Below are 22532 nucleotides of genomic sequence, written 5' to 3'. Positions count from 1 at the left end.
AAAAAACCATAATTATCCCTACTGTTTCTTTTCTTGTCTAGTAAAGAAGAGGAATCTGGCCAAGAGAAGATAGCTAACTTCACCTCGGAATAATGGTGACTATTACGAAAAAATAGCATTCATTTTGCTTTACAAAGAGAATATAACTCCCTACTATCTATCGTCAATGGAAAGTCCAACTTAAAATAAAATGGAAATTTTTTGCTTTTTTATAGGCATATTGTATCGGTATACCTTGCATGGATTTTTGCCGATCACTATCTTCTTTATTTTTTTCATTATTCCCAAATATTCAAATATTCTGTTTTTTATTTTAGGCATCCTCATCGCATCGCTGCATCAATCACAAAACTCACCTAAAGGAATACCTGATGTGGCTGTAATACCTCAAGTGAGGATACAAGGAACAATTGCATCAATACCTACCCAAGGTTCATCTAAAACCCTTTTTTTATTGGCATTAGAACAATACGATCATCATCCAGCACAAGGGATAATACAATTAGCCTGGTACAACAAAGCCCCAAAACTTCATGCGGGACAACGATGGACATTTAATGTGAAATTAAAAAAGCCGAGAAATTACCTTAACCCAGGGAGTATGGATTATGTGCGCTCACTTGCAGCACGCCATATCATGTGGAGAGGGTATATTCATTCTAGAGGCAATCAATTGCTCCCCAAATCATCTTCATCTTTCAGTTGGCTAGAATTGAGAGAGCGATTAGGCAGTAAGCTTAACCGATTAGCACCTACTCAAAAAACCGTTGGAATTATAGAAGCATTAACGTTAAATATAACAACCCATATTGACCAAGAGAGTTGGGATTTATTTAGACGTACTGGCACAACCCATTTATTTGGTATTTCAGGTGAACATATCGCTTTAATCTCTGGTATCGTTTATGGGTTACTTCGCTGGTTATGGACTCGGAATTCTCGTCTTTGTTTGTACATCCCAGCCCCTTATTTTGCCAGTATCGGTGGCCTTTTAGCTGCTTTAGGATATGCCCTTTTAGCGGGATTTGCTCCTCCTGTTCAAAGAGCCCTTATTGGATGTTTTTTTTATACACTTTATAGTTTGGGGCAACAGCGTTTTACTGCTTGGCAAGTATGGCGATATGCTTTATTGGGTGTTTTATGGATTGAACCCCATGCCGTGTTTATGCAAGGATTCTATTTTTCTTTTCTTGCGGTAGCGTGTTTGCTCTTAACACAACAACGTTGGCGTTTAAAAGGATATAAAGCCTCTTTAGCCCTACAGTTAAGCTGTTTAATTGGATTAATGCCCTTAACCTTATATTGGTATGCTTATGGTTCAATTAATGGATTTGTTGCGAACCTATTCGCAATACCCTTGGTGGGTTTACTCATCGTTCCCTTGTCATTAGTGACAATGACCCTGAGCTCCTTAAGTATTGCAAAAATATTGATAAAACCTCTTTCTTTTCTCATTGCCCTATTGTTTAAAGGGCTAGCGTTGACAGAACATTTAGCTGCTCTAAATATTAATTATTCTATTTACTCGATGGAATTGGCTTTTGTTCTAATAGGCGCTTTATTGATGTGGGTTTTATTACCCATTAAACCTTTTCACTGGATCGCCTTGCTTTGGCTATTGCTCCCATTTTTTCCACCACGAGCAATGATTCAATCAGGTGAGGCACAAATTGATGTCCTAGACGTAGGACAAGGCTTGGCTGTTGCTATTCGCACACAACACCATGTTTTGCTTTATGATACAGGAGATCGCTTCTTTCAAGGAAATGATTTAGGAAAAATGGTTATTTTGCCTTATCTTAAAACATTGGGCATCAAAAAAATTGATATTATCGTTGTGAGTCATCCTGATAAAGATCATCTTGGAGGACTTAATTCTCTAGAGAAAGAAATACAAGTGGAACAGCTCTTAGTCAATGAACCTCATTTCTATCATCGTGGTTTAAAATGTCATGATTATCCGCCATGGAAATGGGACGGTATCTCTTTTCGTTTCTTGCCAATTAAAATCGCTTTTAAAGAAAAGAATAACCGTTCTTGTATCCTACAAATAAAGGCACCTGCAGGACGTATGCTCTTAACCGGCGATATTGAAAAAATAGCGGAAGATTATCTAGTACAAACTTATGGCAATAAGCTTCAATCGGATGTGTTACTTGTCCCTCATCATGGCAGCAAAACTTCATCATCCTATCGATTCTTATTAGAGGTTGCCCCTCTTTATGCTATAGCCTCGTTGGGTTTTGATAATCGCTTTCGCTTCCCTCATGCTAAGACTTTAGCAAACATGAAAAAATTGAGTATTCCCTTTTACAGAACAGATACTTGTGGCATGGTACAAATTGCTTTGCCGGCTCAAGGAAAAATCAATTATCCAACTTGCTTTAGTGGAAAGAAGTTACAGCTTGTGTGACTAGGTAATTCTAGGATCATGGTTCAACTCAAAATTCAATGCCTAAATTTCGGTCGCACTTTTTTAAAAAAAAGCTATAGTAATTAAGGTGAGTTTAAGAGAAGCTGCATTATTATTCAGATTTAGGGGCTTTATACCGGCCGTGAAATCTCAGGAGTCCCTAATGCAGTTCTACGACCCACATTGAATATTGAATGAATGAGCAATTTTATGTTAACTGAAACAGTAAAAAATGAATACTACCAAGCACTACTCAGCAAAGACTCTGGATACGAAGGTGTTTTTTATGTGGGTGTGAAATCAACTGGAATATTTTGTCGACCAACCTGTCCTGCAAAAAAACCAAAGCGTGAAAACTGCGAATTCTTCCAAACCGCTCAAGAGGCACTCCTAGCATCATATAGACCTTGCATGCGCTGTCAGCCATTATCTCATCCCAATCAAGTTTCGCATTTAATTCAAACTTTGATTGCTGCAGTAGAAGCAAATCCTGAAAAAAGATGGAAAAATAGCGATTTTGCAGCTTTAGGCATAGATTCATCAACTGCGCGCAGGCAATTTAAAAAGCGATTTGGAATGACCTTTGTTGCCTACGCGCGTGCACGCAGAATGGGTATTGCTATGAAACAAATTCGGGAGGGTAAAATAGTGATTGAAACACAACTTAATGTCGGATACGACTCCAGCAGTGGTTTTCGCGATGCTTTTTCTAAAATAATGGGAGCAGCTCCCTCTCACTTAGCAAAGCATCCTATTGTTTTGAAAGCTTCTTGGTTTGATTCTCCATTAGGACCAATTCTTGTGGTCGCAAATGAAGACGCATTGTATCTTTTGGAGTTTGTCGATAGACGTGGATTAGAACGTGAAATTGAGCGGTTGAGACACAAAATGAATGCTGCGATCATCCCTGGTAATACGCCTCCCATCAACTCTATTGAAAAAGAGCTTCAAGAGTATTTTGCCGGGCATTTAAAAAAATTTAATACCCCAATCAATATGATAGGCAGCCCTTTTCAAAAAATGGCCTGGCATGCGTTAACATTGATTCCATATGGAGAAACAAGAAGTTACGCCGAACAAGCTCAAGCCATAGGAAAACCAACTGCATACAGAGCCGTTGCAAATGCAAATGGGGTAAATCAGCTGGCGATTATAGTTCCTTGTCATCGTATTATTAACTCTAGTGGAAATTTAGGAGGATATGGGGGAGGTATTGCACGTAAGCAATGGTTACTTGAACATGAGAAAAAATATAAATAACATGCGTAGCGAATAATGGGATATAAATTGATAGATACGTAGCCTAAATGTAACGAAGAAGAAACAGGATAAACCATCGCCAATCCTGTACCTTATTTCGTGGCATCTACGCTACGAACTAACAATCGCGAGCACCCTCTCCCCCAAAAATCATTAATCAGCCCTTTGCTTTTTTCTTTCATATTTTCTAGCATGAGCTGTTCTAAAATGAGCTTACTATTCGATCAATTTCCAAACATGCTGTAAATAATAACAAGATAAAGGCCAGCTTAAGATACAAGCTGTTATTATTTACATTTTTTTAACTATTTAGTTTCAAGTCATTATAAAAATGAAAAGCACAGAAATCACAACTAAGTACGAACACTACTTCTTCTTATTTCAAAAATCCGATATAAGTTTAAAGGTAATAAAAATGAATGTAGAATAAAAATCGGATAGAGTGTGCTTCCAATTGCATACAAAATAAACGCGACATTGGAACAGATTGCTATTAAACGTAATGTCAAAATTCTTTTGACATAAAAAGTTGCAAAAACCAAACAACAAGCCAAATAACCAATAATTTCGATCGTTGCTTCCATTTCAACTCCCTACTTACAATCCCTTCATTATTCAACATACACCTAGTATGCGTAAGCCGCAAGTGGCTTTACTTTTTTGTTATCTTTATGAAGTAAAGGAGGATGCTGAAGAAACAAGCGGAGAAACAAAACCTCGTTCGGGAACAAAAGTAATTGCTTCTTGTTCAAATGTAATTTTAATGGCAGTAAGCATCTCATCTCTTACTGTGGCTAAATCAACACTTGACCAGTATAACACTTTAAGCTCGATCCCTCCTCTGTCAATCATTTGCGAAAATAAAATTTTTGCACCAGGGATAGGTAAAATATGGCTGCATTCATCACAAATTTTTTGGAGTAAAAACTTAATATTAGAAACATCATGCGCAGCATCGATTCTTAGTACTATTTCATCACGTTTTTGCGGATATGTGCTTAAGTTAGTAATTTCTGACTTGATTAAACCCTCATTAGGTATGCGAATCAAACGATTATCATTTGTTTTAATTTTTGTAGATAACCAATCAATAGTCTCTACAGTTCCTTTAATATCTTTAATTGAAATAACATCCCCTACTTTAAAAGGTCGTTCAAAAAGTAAAAATACGCCGCTAATCAAGTTCGATGCTGCCGTTTGCGACGCAAAGCTTAATGCTACGGTAAACAAACCTGCAGTCCCTAACAATATAGTTAATTTGAAACCCATTTCATGTAATGCAGAAACTAAAAATAACAAAAATAAGCCATAAAAAACCACACGACTTGATAACATAGCCTGATGCTTTGAAAATCGACCCTCAATGAATTTTTCAACCCAATGGCTGATTTTTTTGGCAAAAAAATAGCCCAAAAAGAGCAACAATACAGCAAATATAATGTGCTCCCAGTCAACATATTTCAAATATTCTAAAATGCTATCCATAATAAGGTTATTTAATATATTGAAAAAACAAACAGAAATTGTATCAATTTTTACCAAAAGATGCCATAAGCTTTTCACGTACCTCGCTTATAGACAGATTGAATAACAACATCTAAACCATCATTTAGTGATGTAGTGCTGTGTAAAAAGAAACCCCCAAAACCTTTTGGGAGTTACTTGACGCAATGGTATCTTGATCAATAACAGGAATCTTGGTACCAACAGTGGCCATAAGCATTGCAAACGCGGATGGTTTGACAAGCGGGAGGAGCATAATAATAACCAGGCACGCCAATGACCACACCTGTACCGCCCCAACCCCAACCACCACCATGGTAATAACCACCATGATAGCCATAATAGCCACCATGATACCCACCATGCCAACCACCACCGTGATAATAGCCACCATGATAGCCACCATACCAAGCAAGACAGGTGCCAGCAGAAAACAAGCCTAGAGCAAAAACTGCAGTACATATGATTCTCTTCATAATATTTTTGCTCATAATTATTTCCCTTTCCAAATATCGATACACAAATTATAGCTTAAATAAGCTTTAAAAATAGCTCCTATGTCAAATTTTTGTTATCAAATAAACCCTTATCTAAAATTCATACCAATGCAGTAGTCTTACTAAATATTATAAAAACATCAGAAAAATAGAGCACATTTAAAGTTGTATTTAAAATGAAACTTAAGTATCATTTGCTTATTTATTTACATCAGTAAATCATGATGGCTGAGCTAAATAAAACACATATCGAAAACTTAGTGACTCATTTTTACCAAAAAGTGCGCAAAGATGAAGTCCTTGGACCTATTTTCGATAAAGCTCAGGTCGACTGGAATGAGCATATTCCGCTGCTTTGCCAGTTTTGGAATAGTGTGATGTTGAAGACCAACGAATATCATGGCAATGCTTATCAAAAACATCTCTTACTAAAACAGTTTACTCCCATTGAAGAACAACATTTTATACGTTGGCTTAATTTATTTCGAGACGAAGCCTTACATCATTTACCTACTGAATCTGCTCAAAAAATCATACACCGAGCCTCATTAATTGCCGAATCATTAAAATTTGGAATACTGAGTCAAAAAAAAGAGGTAGAAACATGCTAAAACCACTGGCTCGTGATATTATAGTTACCTTAATTATTAAACTTATCTTATTGATTTCTCTATGGATAGTATGCTTCAAGAATGTGGAAAAATCACATTTAAGCAATGAACAATGGTTGCTAGGAGTAGCGCAAGAAAAAGAATATCTTCATTCTAATGAAAAGTGAATTAGGGAAGTCCATCCCCTAAATAGGGGATTATAGTAAGGGCTTTATCAACAAAGTACATGACATAAGAGGTGCTCCATGATTCCTGGTAGTGAACTAGTCGATCTTTCGCGTTTACAATTTGCCCTGACAGCGCTTTATCATTTTCTTTTTGTCCCGCTCACTTTAGGCCTGTCATTGCTTTTAGCAATTATGGAAACCATTTATGTCATGACTGGCCGTGATATCTGGCGACAGATGGTCAAATACTGGGGTGTTCTTTTTGGAATTAATTTCGTTTTAGGTGTCGCAACCGGTCTGACCATGGAGTTTCAATTTGGTACCAATTGGGCTTATTACTCTCATTATGTAGGAGATGTGTTTGGAGCTCCCTTGGCTATTGAAGGGCTTATGGCCTTTTTTTTAGAGGCTACTTTTGTTGGTCTTTTTTTCTTCGGCTGGGATAGATTAAGTCGGTTACAACATATGTTTTGTACATGGCTCTTAGCTTTAGGTACTAATCTTTCCGCATTATGGATTTTAATTGCCAATGGCTGGATGCAAAATCCTGTTGGCGCTGAGTTTAATTTCCACACCATGCGTATGGAAGTGACTGATTTCGTGGCTGTTATGTTTAACCCAGTAGCGCAAGCAAAATTTGTCCATACCATTAGTGCAGGCTATGTTACCGGATCTATCTTTGTATTATCTGTAAGTGCTTATTTTTTATTACGTGGTAGAAACATTAATTTTGCGAAACGATCAATGACTGTAGCTGTAAGCTTCGGACTCGCTTCTGCTTTGGCGGTGGTAGTTCTTGGTGATGAAAGTGGCCACCTCGATAATGAAAACCAAAAAATGAAATTCGCCGCTATTGAAGCTATGTGGCATACGGAAAAGGCCCCTGCAGGACTTACAGTTTTTGGTATTCCCAATGAAGAAACAATGCAAACTGATTATGCTATTGAAATTCCTTATGTATTAGGCTTAATTGCAACACGTACATTCACCCAACCCCTGCAAGGCATTTCAGAATTAATTGAGCAAGGAAAGGAGCGCATCAAAGAGGGAATACAAGCCTATGAAGCATTAACGAGATTACAAAAAAATCCAAACGATGAACAAGCAAAAGCCGATTTTACAGCACATAATAAATATTTAGGCTATGGTTTGTTATTAAAGAAATATACAGAAAAAGTAGTTGATGCAACTGACGATCAAATTAATCAAGCCGCACATGATCTAAAACCGCGTATTACTCCTCTGTTTTTCTCATTTCGTATTATGGTCGCCTGTGGGTTTTTCTTCATTTTACTATTTGCAACTGGCTTTTACTTATCGATGAAACGCAAATTACATACCTCTCGTTGGTACTTGCGTGCTGCATTCTTCGCACTACCCCTACCCTGGGTAGCAGCAGAGCTAGGTTGGGTCGTTGCAGAATATGGACGTCAACCTTGGGTAGTACAAGATATTTTACCCACTGCAATGGGTACCTCTAGTCTAAGCTCCGCTCAAGTACTTACTTCAATTACTGGATTTATTCTCTTTTATACAATACTTGCCGTGGTTGAAATCTACTTAATGGTTAAGTACATCCGTCTTGGCCCTGATAATATGGCTCACTAGGAGAGACTCATGATGCCTTTGGATTATGAAACATTACGAATTATATGGTGGGTACTACTTGGTATATTATTGATTGGTTTTGCAATAATGGATGGTTTTGATCTAGGTGTAGCCATGTGGTTGCCTTGGCTTGCAAAAACCGACACTGAAAGACGGGTGTTGATTAATAGTATTGCGCCCACCTGGGAAGGAAACCAAGTTTGGTTTATTCTAGGCGGAGGGGCAATTTTTGCGGCATGGCCAGCTTTATACGCATTATCCTTCTCTGGTTTTTATTTCGCGATGCTTCTTGTGTTACTTGCATTAATCTTACGCCCAGTTGGATTTAAATATCGTTCAAAATTAACAAACCCCCACTGGCGCTTGTTCTGGGATTATTCGTTGTTTGTTGGAGGAATTGTACCGGCACTTATTTTTGGTGTTGCAATAGGAAATGTTCTACAAGGTGTCCCATTTTATTTTGATGATTATTTGCGGCCATTTTATACAGGTACTTTTTTTAGTTTGCTTAATCCTTTTGCCTTATTATGCGGCCTGTTGTCTGTAGTGATGTTAGCCATGCACGGCGCTTTTTTTCTGAATTTAAAAACAGAGGGGCATTTACAACAACGCGCTATTAATGCAGGAAAAATAAGTGCTTTATTCACTCTTTTGCTCTTTATTGGTGGTGGCTTTTGGATTCATTATGGTATTGACGGTTATATCTTAAATGGCGCCTTAGCTCATGATGGCCCATCAAATCCCCATTATAAAGCAGTAATTCAACAAGCAGATGCTTGGTTTTCTAACTACCGTACTTTTCCTATCACTTTATTGGCTCCTGGAATAGGAATTATTGCAACATTGTTAGCGTTCATTGTTTCGCGATATACTAAAACCGCTTTTCTTTGCAGCACCCTTTCTGTAGCTGGCATCATTACTACAGTAGGCATAAGTATGTTTCCTTTCATACTTCCCTCTTCGACTCACCCAGAACAAAGTTTGCTGGTATGGGATAGCTCATCGAGCCAATTAACTTTATTTATTATGTTAGTTGCTACTGTTATTTTATTACCTCTGGTATTGCTTTATACGGCTTGGGTTTATCGGGTATTGCGTGGAAAAATAACAGAAAAAACCATTATTAAAAACAAAGATACTACTTATTAGGAGGCTTATTATGTGGTATTTCTCCTGGATTTTAGGCACAGGTTTAGCCTGCTGCTTCGCCATCTTGAATGCAATGTGGCTTGAATTAGATGATTCCAATATAGAATTCTCTAATAAGGAATCAATATAGAATGAACTTGCATTGAACCAAGACTACCCTATTTTGCGGCCACGCATCCAATCATTTGGATGTGTGCACACAATAGTCGTAACTTAACATCCGCTATGGATAACCGATCGAGTTATTACATCCTTATCCATAACGGATGTTAACCTAAGGTAGTCGGGGCGCGTTGGTGCATGGAGCAACAAATGTCTTGCTATAAGCCTCGTCATCTGGTTGATACCGAATCCTCGCGGCGCAGACCGCAGGGCCCATTTACTGAAATTTAACCGCACGTGAGTTTCGCATAAGAGCACGTGGTTTTACTTTGAGCCGTTCGGGCTTTCGTATAAGAGAATGTGGTTTTCTTCGATCCGTTCGGGCTGAGGAAGCGCGTAGCGCTGTCTCGAAGCCTTAGTACGAATGTTCAAGTTCTGGAGCAAGGCTTCGAGACGGCATGAATGCCTCCTCAGCCCGAACAGTTCGCGATGAAGGCTGGATCTCAATAGATTCTTTATTAGCCTCTTTGGCTCCTGTGGACAAGCTACAGGAAGTAGGCATAGGCCTTAACTGAACGCGAGTTTCGTATAAGAGAACGTGATTTTACTTTGAGCTGTTCGGGCTTTCGTATAAGAGAATGGGGTTTTCTTCGATCCGTTCGGGCTGAGGAAGCGCGTAGCGCTGTCTCGAAGCCTTAGTACGAATTTTCAAGTTCTGGAGCAAGGCTTCGAGACGGCATAAATGCCTCCTCAGCCCGAACGGTTCCTGAGAGATGGTCACAAAAAGTGACCATTATTTTTTGAAAAATAGAATAATTTTTTTTGAAGTGCATGAAGATATGTGATCCAATATATTTTCGACATTATAAGGTTCACCATCATGCACTTGACTGAATTATTACATAAAACTTTTGCGAATAAACTACCCGAAGTTCATAAAACTCGATTACAAAGCTTAATGCTTATTTGTAAAAGTACCATTGGCCATAATAAGTTGTATTTAACAGGTCTAGGAAGATCCATTTCGAATAATAATAAAGAGTGTAGCAACATTCAAAAAGTAGACCGTCTGTTAGGAAATGGACACCTTCAAGGGGAGCGAAACTCTTTTTATAAGGTGATGATTTCATCAATCATCCAAGATAATATGCGGCCTTGGATCCACATCGACTGGAGTTGTATTAACCCTGTAACCAATCTTTATGTGTTACGCGCCAGTGTTTCTATGCCTGGACGCGCTATAGTAGTTTATGAGAGGTGTTATCCTAAAAAACAAGAAAACAATCACGCAACTCATAAAACATTTTTAAATGAATTAAAAGCTCTATTACCTCAAAGGGCCAAGCCGGTCATTGTTACTGATGCTGGATTTCGCGCGATATGGTTTGCTCATATTCTTCAATTAGGTTGGGATTTTGTAAGACGTTTACGAAATAAAAATGCAATTTGCATGGACACTACATCTGACTGGTGTTTAAGTTCAACCTACTTGGAACATGCGACTGCAAAACCCTCTTATTTGGGATTCGGACGATTGACTGAGCAAGGTAAAGTACCTGCTCATTTTATTTTATATAAGCAAAAAGCTAAAAATAGAACCTCTCTCACTCTCGATAAAAAAAGGAAAAAAAAGGGTGGAATGGTGGTTCGCTATTCAAAAACCCATAAAGAGCCTTGGTTTCTGGTCACTTCTATAAGCGAGGCATCAAGTAAACCTGAGCTTATCATTAATATTTACCGTCAACGAATGCGAATTGAAGAAAATTTTAGAGATACTAAATGTACCTATTATGGCCTAGGACTTAAAGACAGTCTAACCAAGTGTCCTCAAAGAATGAATATCCTTCTTCTCATTGCAGCTATTACTCTCTTTACTGCTTGGCTTGCCGGACTTCATATTAAATCAATCGGTAAAGCCTCTGATTTTCAAGCCCAATCTGCTAAACATACCTCTGCTTTATCTCTCGTTTTCCTCGGAAAGCAAGCTTTGAAAAAAACTCTTATTATCTCTCAAGAAATATTCGATAAACTCTTAATCATGCTTTGCCAGTGCACCATTCATGCTCAACAAGAGAGCCATCACTATGGTTAAATTTTGTGAGGATCTCTCAGGAACGGTTCGCGATGAAGGATGGATCTAAGATGAAGGCTTGATTCCAATAGGTTCTTTATTCGATCTTTGGCTCCCGGGGACAAGTCACGGGAAGTAGGCATAGGCCTTAACTGAACGCGAGTTTCGTATAAGAGAACGTGATTTTACTTTGAGCTGTTCGGGCTTTCGTATAAGAGAATGTGGTTTTCCTCGATCCGTTCGGGCTGAGGAAGCGCGTAGCGCTGTCTCGAAGCCTTAGTACGAATGTTCAAGTTCTGGAGCAAGGCTTCGAGACGGCATGAATGCCTCCTCAGCCCGAACAGTTCGCGATGAAGGCTGGATCTCAATAGATTCTTTATTAGCCTCTTTGGCTCCTGTGGACAAGCTACAGGAAGTAGGCATAGGCCTTAACTGAACGCGAGTTTCGTATAAGAGAACGTGATTTTACTTTGAGCTGTTCGGGCTTTCGTATAAGAGAATGGGGTTTTCTTCGATCCGTTCGGGCTGAGGAAGCGCGTAGCGCTGTCTCGAAGCCTTAGTACGAATGTTCAAGTTCTCAACCAAGGCTTCGAGACGGCATAAATGCCTCCTCAGCCCGAACGGTTCGCGAGGGAGGATGGATCTAAATAGATTCTTTATTCGATCTTTGGCTCCCGTGGACAAGCCACGGGAAGTAGGCACGGCAATCCTTCCAGTCAGGATTCATTTTTGAATAATGATGCCATTATGTGAACACGTGCTTACAATTTTAATGAAAAATTGGAGCTCGAGATCAAGCCAGAATGGGAGTGTTTCTCCATCAGTTGCTTTAATGATGGGTATTGTTTATCTATGTATCGTTGTACTATCTGTATCGCAGAATCAAGCGTTCGAAGAAACACCGATTCTTCTGCTTGATATCTTCTTTGCAAATCATTTCTTTCTTCCTCTATTTGCTGATAAAAATAATCTTTTAACTGATGTAAATTTAATGAGGTATCAGTATCAGCTATGAAATGCAACAAATTAGTTCTAATCTCTTGTAAACGCTCCATTTGTGCTACATAGCGAGATTGATCCCTAAAAAAAAGAAATCCTGAAGGTGCTCTTTGTGCATTAAGTTTATCATTAAGTTCATAAAAATTTGCGTTTAACTCTTCCAGCAATTTTTTTTCAGGTGTTAATTGAGCAAGGACCGTAAAATTAATCCATTTAGATAAAGTTGCTGAATTCTTCACCAAAGTCTGATTTTCAAAAAAATCAATAACCTCTTCTTGAGACAGAGTTTGATCTTTAAGCCATGTTTCAATTTGGGATAAGATTGGTTCAATATTAACTTTAGAAGGAGGAGGCAAAATACGAACATTATTACTAAAAAGTCCAAAAAATGGTAATCCTCTAACCTCCATATTCCTTTCCTCTCGCTCGCTATGCCAGTGGCGAAGCTCCTCATACCAATCTCTAAGAAGCATATGAAGAGAGGAAACGTCGGTTGTTTTAATAATCAGATCTACATCATACGGAAACTTCTGTCTTATTAGCTGTAAATAAGCCTTTAATACTTCTGGACAGCTTTTCAGTAGAGAATAATAAGTTGAAATATCAGTACTTAGTAACGTTCTCGCAGCAGCTTCCTTTGTAACTGCCAGTATATATTGCTCTCGAGCTGGAGATTTAAAGCTTTCAGTGATTTTTTTTAGCTTCGACGAATTTTCATGAGCAACGTTTAACCAATAGTCAGGCATGAGCTCAATCAATACCATTTGATTTTCCGGCGATAATGGTTCAATGACTTTTTCTACTGTTTGATATGTGATTGTAGTCAATTTAGAGGTCAATGCATACAACACTTTTTTTACCAGCTCTTCATAATCTGTAACCTGGAGTAATCCTTGCTGTTTTTTGTCATTGACACTTACTAAAAAATGCCAGAGATCGTTTTCGGTGTTTATCAATTGACTGATAAATTGAATTCGCTCTGCAAATGATAATTCTTTCGTATCGAGTATAAAACGAAAAAAATCGGAAGAAGTGGGTGTAGTAGTTACGATCTGACCACGGAAATTTAATGCCTCTAAGGCTTTTACTTTCAGCTCAGATAATTCTTGATAATTAGAGGTACTATTTGGCTCAATAGCATTAATAGAAATTCTGTATAATTGAGAATAACGACGTAAAAACTCATTGAGCGCATTGGATAATTGATAAGCACAGGGAAAGATTGCGGTATCGGTGAATCGTTGACGCTCATCATCACTCAGTAAATCTACATCAAGGTAGCGAACAAAAAGGGTCAATAAGTAATCTTTTAGGGTTACATTTTTTCGTCCCCATTCCGGAACTGTTAATTGATTGATTTCTTCATTATTTGGTAATCGCCGCCAAAACTCATAAAATACCTTCACTGCTTTTGCAATATCCTCGTGGGCATCCTCTTCTGTTCCTTTTGCCTCAACAGAAGCATCATACAAAGCATTTGCCAGAATTTGTAAATGATGCCCCAGATTGTTTTGCTGGTGTAATAAATGCTCTTCATGCAACGCAACCAAATAGTTCTGGCATGCTTCCTCTGCGATTAATTTCAAGTTTTTTCGATCATAATCATTCAAATGATAGGAAAAAAAATCATCAAACAAATAAGAAGGATTGAGCAAGGCTTGTGCATAAATCTCAGCAACAGGGATGAGCTTTTTTTCTTTCAAAAGATAATGTTCAGGATAAAAAAAACCATTATCATCTTCAGTTTCTGCTTTGAGTGAATAGCTTTCACGACAAAGTGATTCTATGTAGGGCATTAATACCGCGCAAACAGCTTCTTCGGGCTTAGCAAGTGCCTGAGCAATCTGAAGGTAAAGACGATTAACCGGATGATGAGGATGATGGGTATAATCGTTGCTATGCATGTGAATAATTAGAGCGCGTTGTTGCAATAAAACACGCAATCGTAATTCAGGAATTTCTTGTTCCGGTGTGAGGAGATTTTGAGCAACAATATTTTTTAAACACCTCAAAAAAATATCAGATTCAATTTGTAAGATTGCCTTTTGTTCTTTTGAAAGCGCCTGAGAATAAACAATGGGTTGTTGTTCACAAATATTGAGCCATTCATTAAGTTGAGAAACCGTAAGCATCATTTCTTTAGATTAAAAAATCTTCGATGTTATCAGTTTATTTCATAAACACAATTTATTTTTTATGGACATTAAAATTGAATCACTTGGGGGCTTGAAAAGTAGAAAAAATCGAAACAACTGCCTTGAATTAAAAATTTAAGGCAGTTGATCCTCTCTTTAGCCACACACCAATACCCTCTCGCAAAGATAGTGTAGGACTATAATCCCACCCAGCGGATGAATTCATTACTTGCATTTAAACTAACTGCAGGTTTTCCTTCAAAATAAACGGTGTAACTCCTAGCAGAACCATTCTCGCGCGCAGAATCCCCATTGACTTTAACTTCTTTTATTTTGCCTAAATTGACAATCTGCATTTGCGTTTCGTAATATCCACCACGAACCACTTTAAGAACAGGGATAACAAAATAAATGTGGCTGAGCTCATTATCTTGTCCCGAAGCGTCCATACTGTTTTTCGCTAAATAACTGAGTTCGGCAGTACTCAATGCAATGTATTCCCGATGATCGATTTGGCGACGTAACATACGTGTTAGCGGTGCTGTTTTATGAAATATTTGTGCATAATCATCCGCTGAAATGACTGCTACTGGTTTGCTTTCTGCATGTTTGCTTCCTTTATACCCCCTACCCACAAATAAAATAGCATCTCGATGATCATCAGGAGCAGAAGCAGGAATTTGTACCGTTTGATTATTGTCATATTGAGGCAAGGAAGACTTATCGCAATTTAAGAACTTTGATTTTGCAAACCACATGTCGCTAGGATAATAAATAACTAATAAAGACTTATCTTTTATAGTATTGATAATTGCTTGGGAGTTTTCCAAAGGAAGTGCTGGACATCCCCAACTACGTCCTGGTCTTCCATATTTTTTAATAAAGCTTTCCTCAACATACCATCCGGAATGCATCACTACAGCACGATTAGAGGCATTATCATTAAAGCTCCTATCCAAACCATCTAAACGCAATGAAAGCCCATCTCGACCATAATAGGCCTGCTGTGTTTGATAAATACCTATACTACTTGCTTTGCTATTATATTTATTGGAAAAATAATTGGTCATTAACGCCCCAGATTTAATACCATGTGATACATAAGTGTAAAACAGCAGTTTTTTTGCTTTTAAGTCAAACACCCATAAACGCTTTTCATTTGAAGGAAGCGAATAATCAATAATCGTCAAAATATTATTATGATCTACATTATATTGATCCACACACCTTAAAGTTGTAAGTACTTTATTAATCACTAATGGATTTAAATTAGGTGCCTCATGCTTCAACATCAATTTGATGTCGTTTAAGGACTGTTCATTAATTTGTATTGGGCCTGGAAACGGAGCGGCCTCGTTGACAAATACATCATAGATCATTGACTGTGCTTGAGGAAACCTCAAAGGCAGTTGTGGCAAATAATTTGTTGTTACTGCTAAAACGAATAGCAGAATAGAGCCCATGATTTGTCCTTCTTATAGTTATTCAAATCCCATACGTTTAATATAGCTCAAAAATATAATTACGACTGATTAGTGAATACCTTAAAATTAACGTCAATTATGGATAAGAGATCGGGTTATTATTTCGACCCGTTCGGGTCGTGAGAGAGGCTCGTTATAATTATATCTTTATCCATAACTGACGTTAAAATTAAATATCTAAAAATTGAAGAGCGATATATCAAACCGTTCAGACTTCAAGATAAAAACTGAATGTCATAAAATGAGGTTAACGTGATTTATGGGTAAGAAAGCAAATCGTTCCCTCGGAACGTTCGGGCTGAGGAAGCGCAAAGCGCTGTCGCTAAATGTTCATGATAAGACTTAGCGACGATGCTGGCGCATCTTCCTCTGCTCGAACGGAAACAAAGAAGTACTCCTCTATTTACATAGAATGAGCTGGAGTTGTATTTTCCTGCTTGGTTGTATTTTCTGTTCTATAGCAAACACTGGTGGCGGCATTGGTTACATGTAAAAGCGCATCTGCTACATTAACCATCACTGTCCGTGAAGAACCGCCCGAAGCAACCCACCCATAAATTGCGCCTAGACTTGAAAAATTAAGCGCCGCATTTCCGATACTTGTTAATCCATTATCATTGCCTTGAAAGGTAATGACATTCAATGCATGCATTGCTATTTCAAAACCATTTTCCCACATTGTCTCTGGGTTGTTGATCATTTCATAAGCGGCTAGTACAAGAACAAAACCATTAGCAACTTGCATCATAGCGCGCCATCTATTTTTTTGATTAAAAAAACCTAACATTTAGATCCTCCTTAATGACGTTAAGTTGATCGAACTTTAAACATATCGATCATAAAAATCAAGTGATTTTACAATTAAAGAGAATTACTTTTTATTCAAGGGATTAAAAATAGAATAAATCATTCTTAATACGTTACAATGCAATTTAATTAATCCTATAAAACCGAAATTAGCGGCCTAGATCTTTTTTGAAATAGAATTTAAAAATTCAGACAAATCATCACGAATGGCATAAGATAATTTTTTTTGAGAATAATAAGATGCTGAGGTATGGTATTTATTAAAAAATGAAGATTTCTCTTTAGGCCTGTTTTTATCTTTCAAAACATCTTCCAAAATAGTTGGCAAAGATTTAAAAGAGCATTCACAGTGAGCACTTTCCTGAAAAGCTTTAAGAATGGGATCTAATTCCTCTTGTAAAGTAAATACTAAATTTTTTGGGAAAAAAATATGACTGCTAATCAGCTTGTCCAGGATTTCAATTAAATAATCAATTTTAGCGTTCAAATCTTGGATACTATCAAATTTATTTTTATAAAGTTCTTTTTTATTGGTTACAACCATATAATCGTATTGTCCTGTTAATTCTCTATCGGGAGCAGAATAAGGAAAAGAAGTTGTAATAGAGGGAGAGCTATCTTCGTTTAAATAGATTGATACACTATTTTTTATCCTACCTTGTAACCCTAGGTCATAAAGCTTATTTTTTGAGCTCAAGGACACAATATGAGCGCCTCCTCCTATAAAGATAGGCAGAGTATCTGTACTGCAAAGCCTATTGATTAGTTTAGAAAACTCACTGTTAGTAACAATAATACGGTCGGGGCTTCTTTGATATGCTTCCATTTTTCGCATAATTTTTTGCGTTATCTCTTTGCTTTTATAGGAACTAAAAGGATTTGATTTTTTATTTTCTGCACCTAATACAGTTAATCCCTCAGAGAAAGAAGCATAAATCAGTTCATAGGTATCTATTGATTTTTCCTTTAAAAAGGATGCCTTTTTAAGCGGATTAACATTCCCTTTAATCGCACTTTTTAATGCGCTTTTTAAGGCAGTGTTTTCTGCTTGATTTAATCCCTCGCTAATAATGATGATACGGCGTGGTGAGTTGGCGAGAAGATCTAAATTGGATAAAATAGCATCTAAAGTAGGACTAATATTATGAGTTTCTCCAATTAAAATACTTGAAACCGAGTCATCATTTATCAACGAACTTAATAACGCCCGAAATGACGAATGGGTATCTTCTATATGAGCCTTAGCGTCTGAAGAGGATAACATTTTGCGTTAAAAATTTATTCATAATACTTAAATATACATCATTCATGCCTCTTGATCGAATAATTTTTGTACATTTCTGTAAAAAAGTCACATAAGATGCAGACCTATCTCTTCGGCCTGCATCTGTCACAAGTTAGAAACTCATGGGAAAAAGTCAGATTTGGATAGGAAATATTTGGGCCTCTTAAACTACCAAAACCACTTCTTTTGTGTTTTGTGCTTCTTCTAAATGCTCCTTAACAGGATAGGTTTTTTTAGCAAATAAATCTGACAAACTGTCCATCAGCAAACGCACATGTTGTTTATCAGGCACAATACAATTTTTCTTTTCCAGGTTAATGTCTCGATCTTCAGCCTTAAGACGTCTTTTTATATGATTTTTAATCTTGTCATCAAAAAAAGGATTTTGCTCCATTTGGAGGATTTCCTGATCAATTGAGTTTTGATACTCTGCTGCCAGTTTATTGACTTGCTTTTTCAAAGTAGATGCCTCATCAATCATTTGTACCTTTTCTGTTTTAAAAAAAGAAAAAAATTGCGATAGAAAATTACAAATCTTGACCAAAATAGTATCATGTAAGCGAATAAACTCCTTTAATGTTTCTCGCTTACTTTTAAGATCACTAAGAAGATGCAAATTCTCTTTTATATGAGCCACTAATTTACTACTTGCTTGTACAGCTTCTTTTAATGCATCATTTGCTTTTTGTAACACAGCGAGCTGCTCTGAACTTTCATGAATAATTAACCGCTTAATCTTTTCATCCTGATTAAAAAATCGATTATTTATCGCAATAATTTGATTTTCTTTTTTCTCTAACTGCTTTTTCAAATCAGACATACAAATTTGGGCAAGCTCTTTTAATTTGGCTTTACAATCACTATCTAAAGTAGCAGGTAAAGTAGATGAGAATACATCTTGAATCATTAGTGGAGTAGCCGTTCGATACACAATAGTAAGTGGTGAAGTTACCCAAGAAAGTCCATTAACGACTCCAGAAGACAAATCAGGGGATTCAATCGCTTTCTCTAATTGCTCTTTCTTTTCAAGGAACTGTAATTTTGCGACTCCTTCAGTATTCTCTAAAAGAGTTTGATACAATTGCGCATGGCTCGCTATAAAATCAAGAAAATATTCTCTTCCCGTAATTTTCCGCTCATTATCTTGTGCTGCTGAAATTAACTTGTTGATGTTTTCTATTTTTGCTTCAATTTCAGCCTTTTTATTTCTCAGTTCAATTAAATTTTCAATACCTGAAGAAACCCTGTCTATATCCGCTTCAAATTCAGCAAGACTTACCAAAATATCTTTTTTTTTCGGCTTTGTTTCTAATGGATAAAGAATAGCTGTTGGTGGAGGTTCACGAAGCAAAGGCGTCTGACTCAATACTTTAAAATAGCGCTTATTTAAAAGAGTTTTAATCGCTGTTAATGGATCATCTTCCGTCTTATCTGATCCTATTTCTATTTGCTCTATTTGTTCTAATTGATGCTCCTTTTCTTCAATTTTTTCTAAAAAATAAGCAATCTTGAGCTTCATTTGTTCAATATTAATAATAAGAGATGCCACCATTTGCATCGACCAATCAAGTTCATTCAGTGACAGTCTTATAATATGAAACAACATATAAGAAGAAAAAATAAAAGTCTTATACTGCTTTTTATCCGTAAAAGGTACATTGTCTATGGCGATTAATTTTTCAATTGTTTCAATTAATACGGTAATATTTTGCGCAGTATCTTTTTTCCAATTATCATACAATTGAGTCAATGTAGTACTTAAACAAATAAGTAATGCTTTTTCTTGAGCAGCGGTCTCTGGTAATTGTGCGATTGCTTCATCTATAAATAATTTGGTAAAGACCGCCGTGGCCCAAGAACGAGAGTTATCTTGATCAAAATCTTTAAATTTAGATTCAGCTTCAGTCTTGATTACTTCTAGCTTATCTACAGAATTCACATACTCACTGATAAGTAGCGCTACCTCCAGAATGTGGAGCTCATCATCCGATTTAGTGTCACGCCATTGCCGAAAACGTTCCCTTTTACTTAGCATATTAACTCAACGCTCCAGTTGATTAGATATATCCCTTACAGGGAAAAATTATGTCATTAAGATGGATTTTATACAATATCCAATGATATCAATTATCAAGATCACTTGCTTTACGGTTCACACTTTCAATGCGAGTATTTTCTTCAATAAGTTGATTTATTAATACATTTCCATACCCTACCCATGAATTTTTTTTAATGGTGGTTCCAGGTCCAACAACAGTAGACACACCAATAAAAGCATTATCCTCAATAACTACAGGAGATAAAAGAAGTAAACCACCAATATCGGAATGACAACTGATTGACACCTGACTTGCCAAAGTGACATTTTTCCCAATACGAATCAATGGACAATCAACAAAATCGATATCAAATGAATTCATAATTTGAAAAGAAACTTTTGCCCCCAAAGCGCGCCAATAAAAAAACTTAATGCAATGTAATGACTGGAATAAAGGATTGAGCCCCCAAATTTTAGCAGAGCGAGACAGGGCAAAATGGCAAAACCAGGCAAGCATCATTTTACTAAGCTCACGCTTATAGCGTCCTGGTTTTAGAGTAGGTAAACATAACCTAATCGCTGCGACAATAATAATAAATGAAGCAAAAAAAACAAATGGCGCCACGGGCAACACCATCCAAGTATGAGCATAACCATGATAAATAAATAACCCAGTTATGCTAAATGCAGCAACACCAGGCATCAAACTCAACAAAATAGAGATGACATCGCTCACTATTAAAAGAGATAACGTTAATTCTGTTTTGCGAGGAACTTTTTTAGTTTTTTTCTCAACCATAATATCTACCTTTAAAATAGGATTGGTTAAACTTCTTTTTATCTCAACACTAAATCGATTACTTCTTAAATCAAACCTCTCGAATAACTTGTTGTGATATTAATCTAGGTTTTGTTTGTGCATGGTTATCTGCTAATAATTGCTTAAGTGGTAATTTCAACCAAACCATGGGAACGACTTCTTTTACAACAACACTATGTGCATAAGGCTCATTCACTTGCATTAGTCCTTCATGCAATTTAATTAATAGGGAATCGGATATTTCAACCGTATCATCAGTCACTAAAACGATCCTATTTCCTAAAAGATTACGCGCAAAATACCAATGAGGAGCCATTTCAAAAGAAACATCATCAAGCACTTTAAGTAATTCTTGTCCAGTAATGGAACAACTTTCCAATTTGAGCATCTGCGTTTTATAGCAAAATTCAAGTCTAGGCGCTCTATTTAAGAAACCAGTGCATTTCAATACATCTTTTAATTGATAGCGAACAAAACCCATCGCCGTAGTTAAAAAAACCTCGTAATTCTTTCCCTGCTCTAATTCCCAGGATTGTAAGAGATTGCTGGGATTAATCTCTTTACCTTCTTCAATGAACTCAGCAACATGCGCGCCGGGATGTAAGATTCCGCCAAGTTGATTATCTATAGGAACAGTAAGCCATCCTTCAGTAGCTGAAAAAGTTCCATCAACCAAGCGCACTCCAGCCCCTAACCGTTGTTGTAATTGCTGGGCAGGATACTCACAAAGTCCTGAAGCCCAACATCCCGCAAAATTCATTGAAGGCCAAAATTCTTTAAAGGTACTTGGAGTGCCTTGTGCGAGCTGACGCAAGTACTGCTTTCGCTTATTACTGATACGAATAGGTGGTAAAAAATCAGGAACCACTTTTTCACCAAATAGGTAAGGTAAAAATTGCTTAAAATTATTAACACAACGCTCAAAAAGAGCATCAATCACCATAGGTGTAACCGCAAAAAAGGCACTCAAATCATAAGCTAATGCATATAATGCCGACCATTGCTCATAAACTTCAGCGTTATCGAATATCTCATCAGGCATTGCATAAAAACGTTTAATGAAGACAGGTAAATGACGGTAATTAAAATTACTAATCCAACCTGAAGGAATACCTGCAGCAGAGTTCTTATGAGCATCTACCGCAACAAGATAGAGAATTTTTTCTTTAAAAAAACCAGGAAATCGTTGTGTTAATGAATAGATATAAGGAGCCATCGTGCGCTGAAATTGTTTTTGAAAAGAAGCCGTGATTGGAAAAAACTTCCTTACTCCAGAAGTACCTGATGTTTCTGACCAAAATATTAATCTTTCCCCATTAAAAGGCTGAATAAGACTTTGTTGTGCTGCTAACAGCTCTTCTTGATAATCTTCATAAACTGTAATCGGAAAATCATCTAAATGAACATTCTGTTTGTGACGTAATAAAGGTTGCCAATAAGTTGATTGTTGCAATAAAGGCACCGTTTCTTGAGTCCATAATCGTTTCCGAGCATGTTCAGGCTGCATGGTATCCTCAATAAAAGCTTGATACTTTTTTTGGGTCATTGCCGCGATTAACATTCTTTTCCAGTTCATACTCAAG

The 22532-nt window shown here is 37.0% G+C and carries 18 protein-coding genes; 8 read left to right on the top strand and 10 right to left on the bottom strand.

The window, feature by feature from the left end; all coding sequences use genetic code 11:
• Positions 1–190 precede the first annotated feature (190 nt).
• Together DYH34_RS04770 and DYH34_RS04765 are read left to right on the top strand one after the other, a co-directional pair.
• The gene (locus DYH34_RS04770; protein ID WP_058465221.1) at positions 191–2413 is read left to right on the top strand and encodes a DNA internalization-related competence protein ComEC/Rec2; all 2223 of its coding nucleotides are present in this window, start codon (positions 191–193) and stop codon (positions 2411–2413) included.
• Positions 2414–2623: 210 nt separating this feature from the next.
• A complete protein-coding gene (locus DYH34_RS04765; protein WP_058465220.1) occupies positions 2624–3673 on the top strand; it encodes a bifunctional transcriptional activator/DNA repair enzyme AdaA in 1050 nt (349 codons plus the stop codon).
• 353 nt (positions 3674–4026) lie between these two features.
• On the opposite strand, the gene DYH34_RS04760 is transcribed toward DYH34_RS04765, so the two are convergent.
• The 3 genes from DYH34_RS04760 to DYH34_RS04750 form a co-directional block, all read right to left on the bottom strand.
• A complete protein-coding gene (locus DYH34_RS04760; protein ID WP_058465219.1) occupies positions 4027–4257 on the bottom strand; it encodes a hypothetical protein in 231 nt (76 codons plus the stop codon).
• Positions 4258–4342: 85 nt separating this feature from the next.
• Complete coding sequence (locus tag DYH34_RS04755; protein WP_058465236.1) at positions 4343–5158, bottom strand: mechanosensitive ion channel family protein; 816 nt, start codon at positions 5156–5158, stop codon at positions 4343–4345.
• 197 nt (positions 5159–5355) lie between these two features.
• Positions 5356–5667, bottom strand: coding sequence for a hypothetical protein (locus DYH34_RS04750; RefSeq protein ID WP_058465218.1), 312 nt, complete (start codon positions 5665–5667; stop codon positions 5356–5358).
• Positions 5668–5894: 227 nt separating this feature from the next.
• Here DYH34_RS04750 and DYH34_RS04745 point away from each other — a divergent pair, with 227 nt between their 5' ends.
• From DYH34_RS04745 to DYH34_RS04725, 6 genes are all read left to right on the top strand, one after another.
• Positions 5895–6284 carry a group III truncated hemoglobin gene (locus tag DYH34_RS04745; RefSeq protein ID WP_238589505.1) on the top strand — a complete coding sequence of 130 codons (390 nt, stop codon included), beginning with the start codon at positions 5895–5897 and terminating at the stop codon, positions 6282–6284.
• The gene (gene cydP / locus DYH34_RS17955; RefSeq protein ID WP_165481811.1) at positions 6278–6451 is read left to right on the top strand and encodes a cytochrome oxidase putative small subunit CydP; all 174 of its coding nucleotides are present in this window, start codon (positions 6278–6280) and stop codon (positions 6449–6451) included. Before DYH34_RS04745 ends, cydP begins: the two co-directional genes overlap by 7 nt.
• A 78-nt stretch (positions 6452–6529) precedes the next feature.
• Positions 6530–8059, top strand: a complete 1530-nt coding sequence (locus tag DYH34_RS04740) for a cytochrome ubiquinol oxidase subunit I (protein ID WP_058465216.1) — start codon at positions 6530–6532, stop codon at positions 8057–8059.
• A 12-nt stretch (positions 8060–8071) separates the two neighbouring features.
• Positions 8072–9208 carry a cytochrome d ubiquinol oxidase subunit II gene (cydB, locus tag DYH34_RS04735; protein ID WP_058465235.1) on the top strand — a complete coding sequence of 379 codons (1137 nt, stop codon included), beginning with the start codon at positions 8072–8074 and terminating at the stop codon, positions 9206–9208.
• A 7-nt stretch (positions 9209–9215) separates the two neighbouring features.
• Positions 9216–9338 carry a cytochrome bd-I oxidase subunit CydX gene (gene cydX, locus DYH34_RS04730; protein ID WP_202972247.1) on the top strand — a complete coding sequence of 41 codons (123 nt, stop codon included), beginning with the start codon at positions 9216–9218 and terminating at the stop codon, positions 9336–9338.
• Positions 9339–10190: 852 nt separating this feature from the next.
• Positions 10191–11402 carry an IS4 family transposase gene (locus tag DYH34_RS04725; protein WP_058465097.1) on the top strand — a complete coding sequence of 404 codons (1212 nt, stop codon included), beginning with the start codon at positions 10191–10193 and terminating at the stop codon, positions 11400–11402.
• 740 nt (positions 11403–12142) lie between these two features.
• On the opposite strand, the gene DYH34_RS04720 is transcribed toward DYH34_RS04725, so the two are convergent.
• The 7 genes from DYH34_RS04720 to DYH34_RS04690 form a co-directional block, all read right to left on the bottom strand.
• Complete coding sequence (locus DYH34_RS04720) at positions 12143–14515, bottom strand: hypothetical protein (protein ID WP_131775228.1); 2373 nt, start codon at positions 14513–14515, stop codon at positions 12143–12145.
• Between the two features lie 197 nt (positions 14516–14712).
• On the bottom strand, positions 14713–15978 hold the full coding sequence (locus DYH34_RS04715; protein WP_058465095.1) for a murein L,D-transpeptidase catalytic domain family protein: 1266 nt from the start codon (positions 15976–15978) through the stop codon (positions 14713–14715).
• 424 nt (positions 15979–16402) lie between these two features.
• Complete coding sequence (locus DYH34_RS04710) at positions 16403–16786, bottom strand: hypothetical protein (RefSeq protein ID WP_058465094.1); 384 nt, start codon at positions 16784–16786, stop codon at positions 16403–16405.
• A 177-nt stretch (positions 16787–16963) separates the two neighbouring features.
• The gene (locus DYH34_RS04705) at positions 16964–18070 is read right to left on the bottom strand and encodes a hypothetical protein (protein WP_058465093.1); all 1107 of its coding nucleotides are present in this window, start codon (positions 18068–18070) and stop codon (positions 16964–16966) included.
• Positions 18071–18254: 184 nt separating this feature from the next.
• On the bottom strand, positions 18255–20126 hold the full coding sequence (locus tag DYH34_RS04700; protein ID WP_058465092.1) for a hypothetical protein: 1872 nt from the start codon (positions 20124–20126) through the stop codon (positions 18255–18257).
• A gap of 88 nt (positions 20127–20214) precedes the next feature.
• Positions 20215–20928 carry a hypothetical protein gene (locus DYH34_RS04695; RefSeq protein ID WP_058465091.1) on the bottom strand — a complete coding sequence of 238 codons (714 nt, stop codon included), beginning with the start codon at positions 20926–20928 and terminating at the stop codon, positions 20215–20217.
• Between the two features lie 70 nt (positions 20929–20998).
• Positions 20999–22525, bottom strand: coding sequence for a GH3 family acyl-acid amido synthetase (locus tag DYH34_RS04690; protein ID WP_058465090.1), 1527 nt, complete (start codon positions 22523–22525; stop codon positions 20999–21001).
• Positions 22526–22532: the final 7 nt, after the last annotated feature.

Source organism: Legionella cincinnatiensis (genome assembly GCF_900452415.1).
GTDB classification, from domain to species: Bacteria; Pseudomonadota; Gammaproteobacteria; order Legionellales; family Legionellaceae; genus Legionella; species Legionella cincinnatiensis.
Note: the sequence above shows the minus strand (reverse complement) of the source record. Positions and strands in the feature narration are given on the sequence as shown.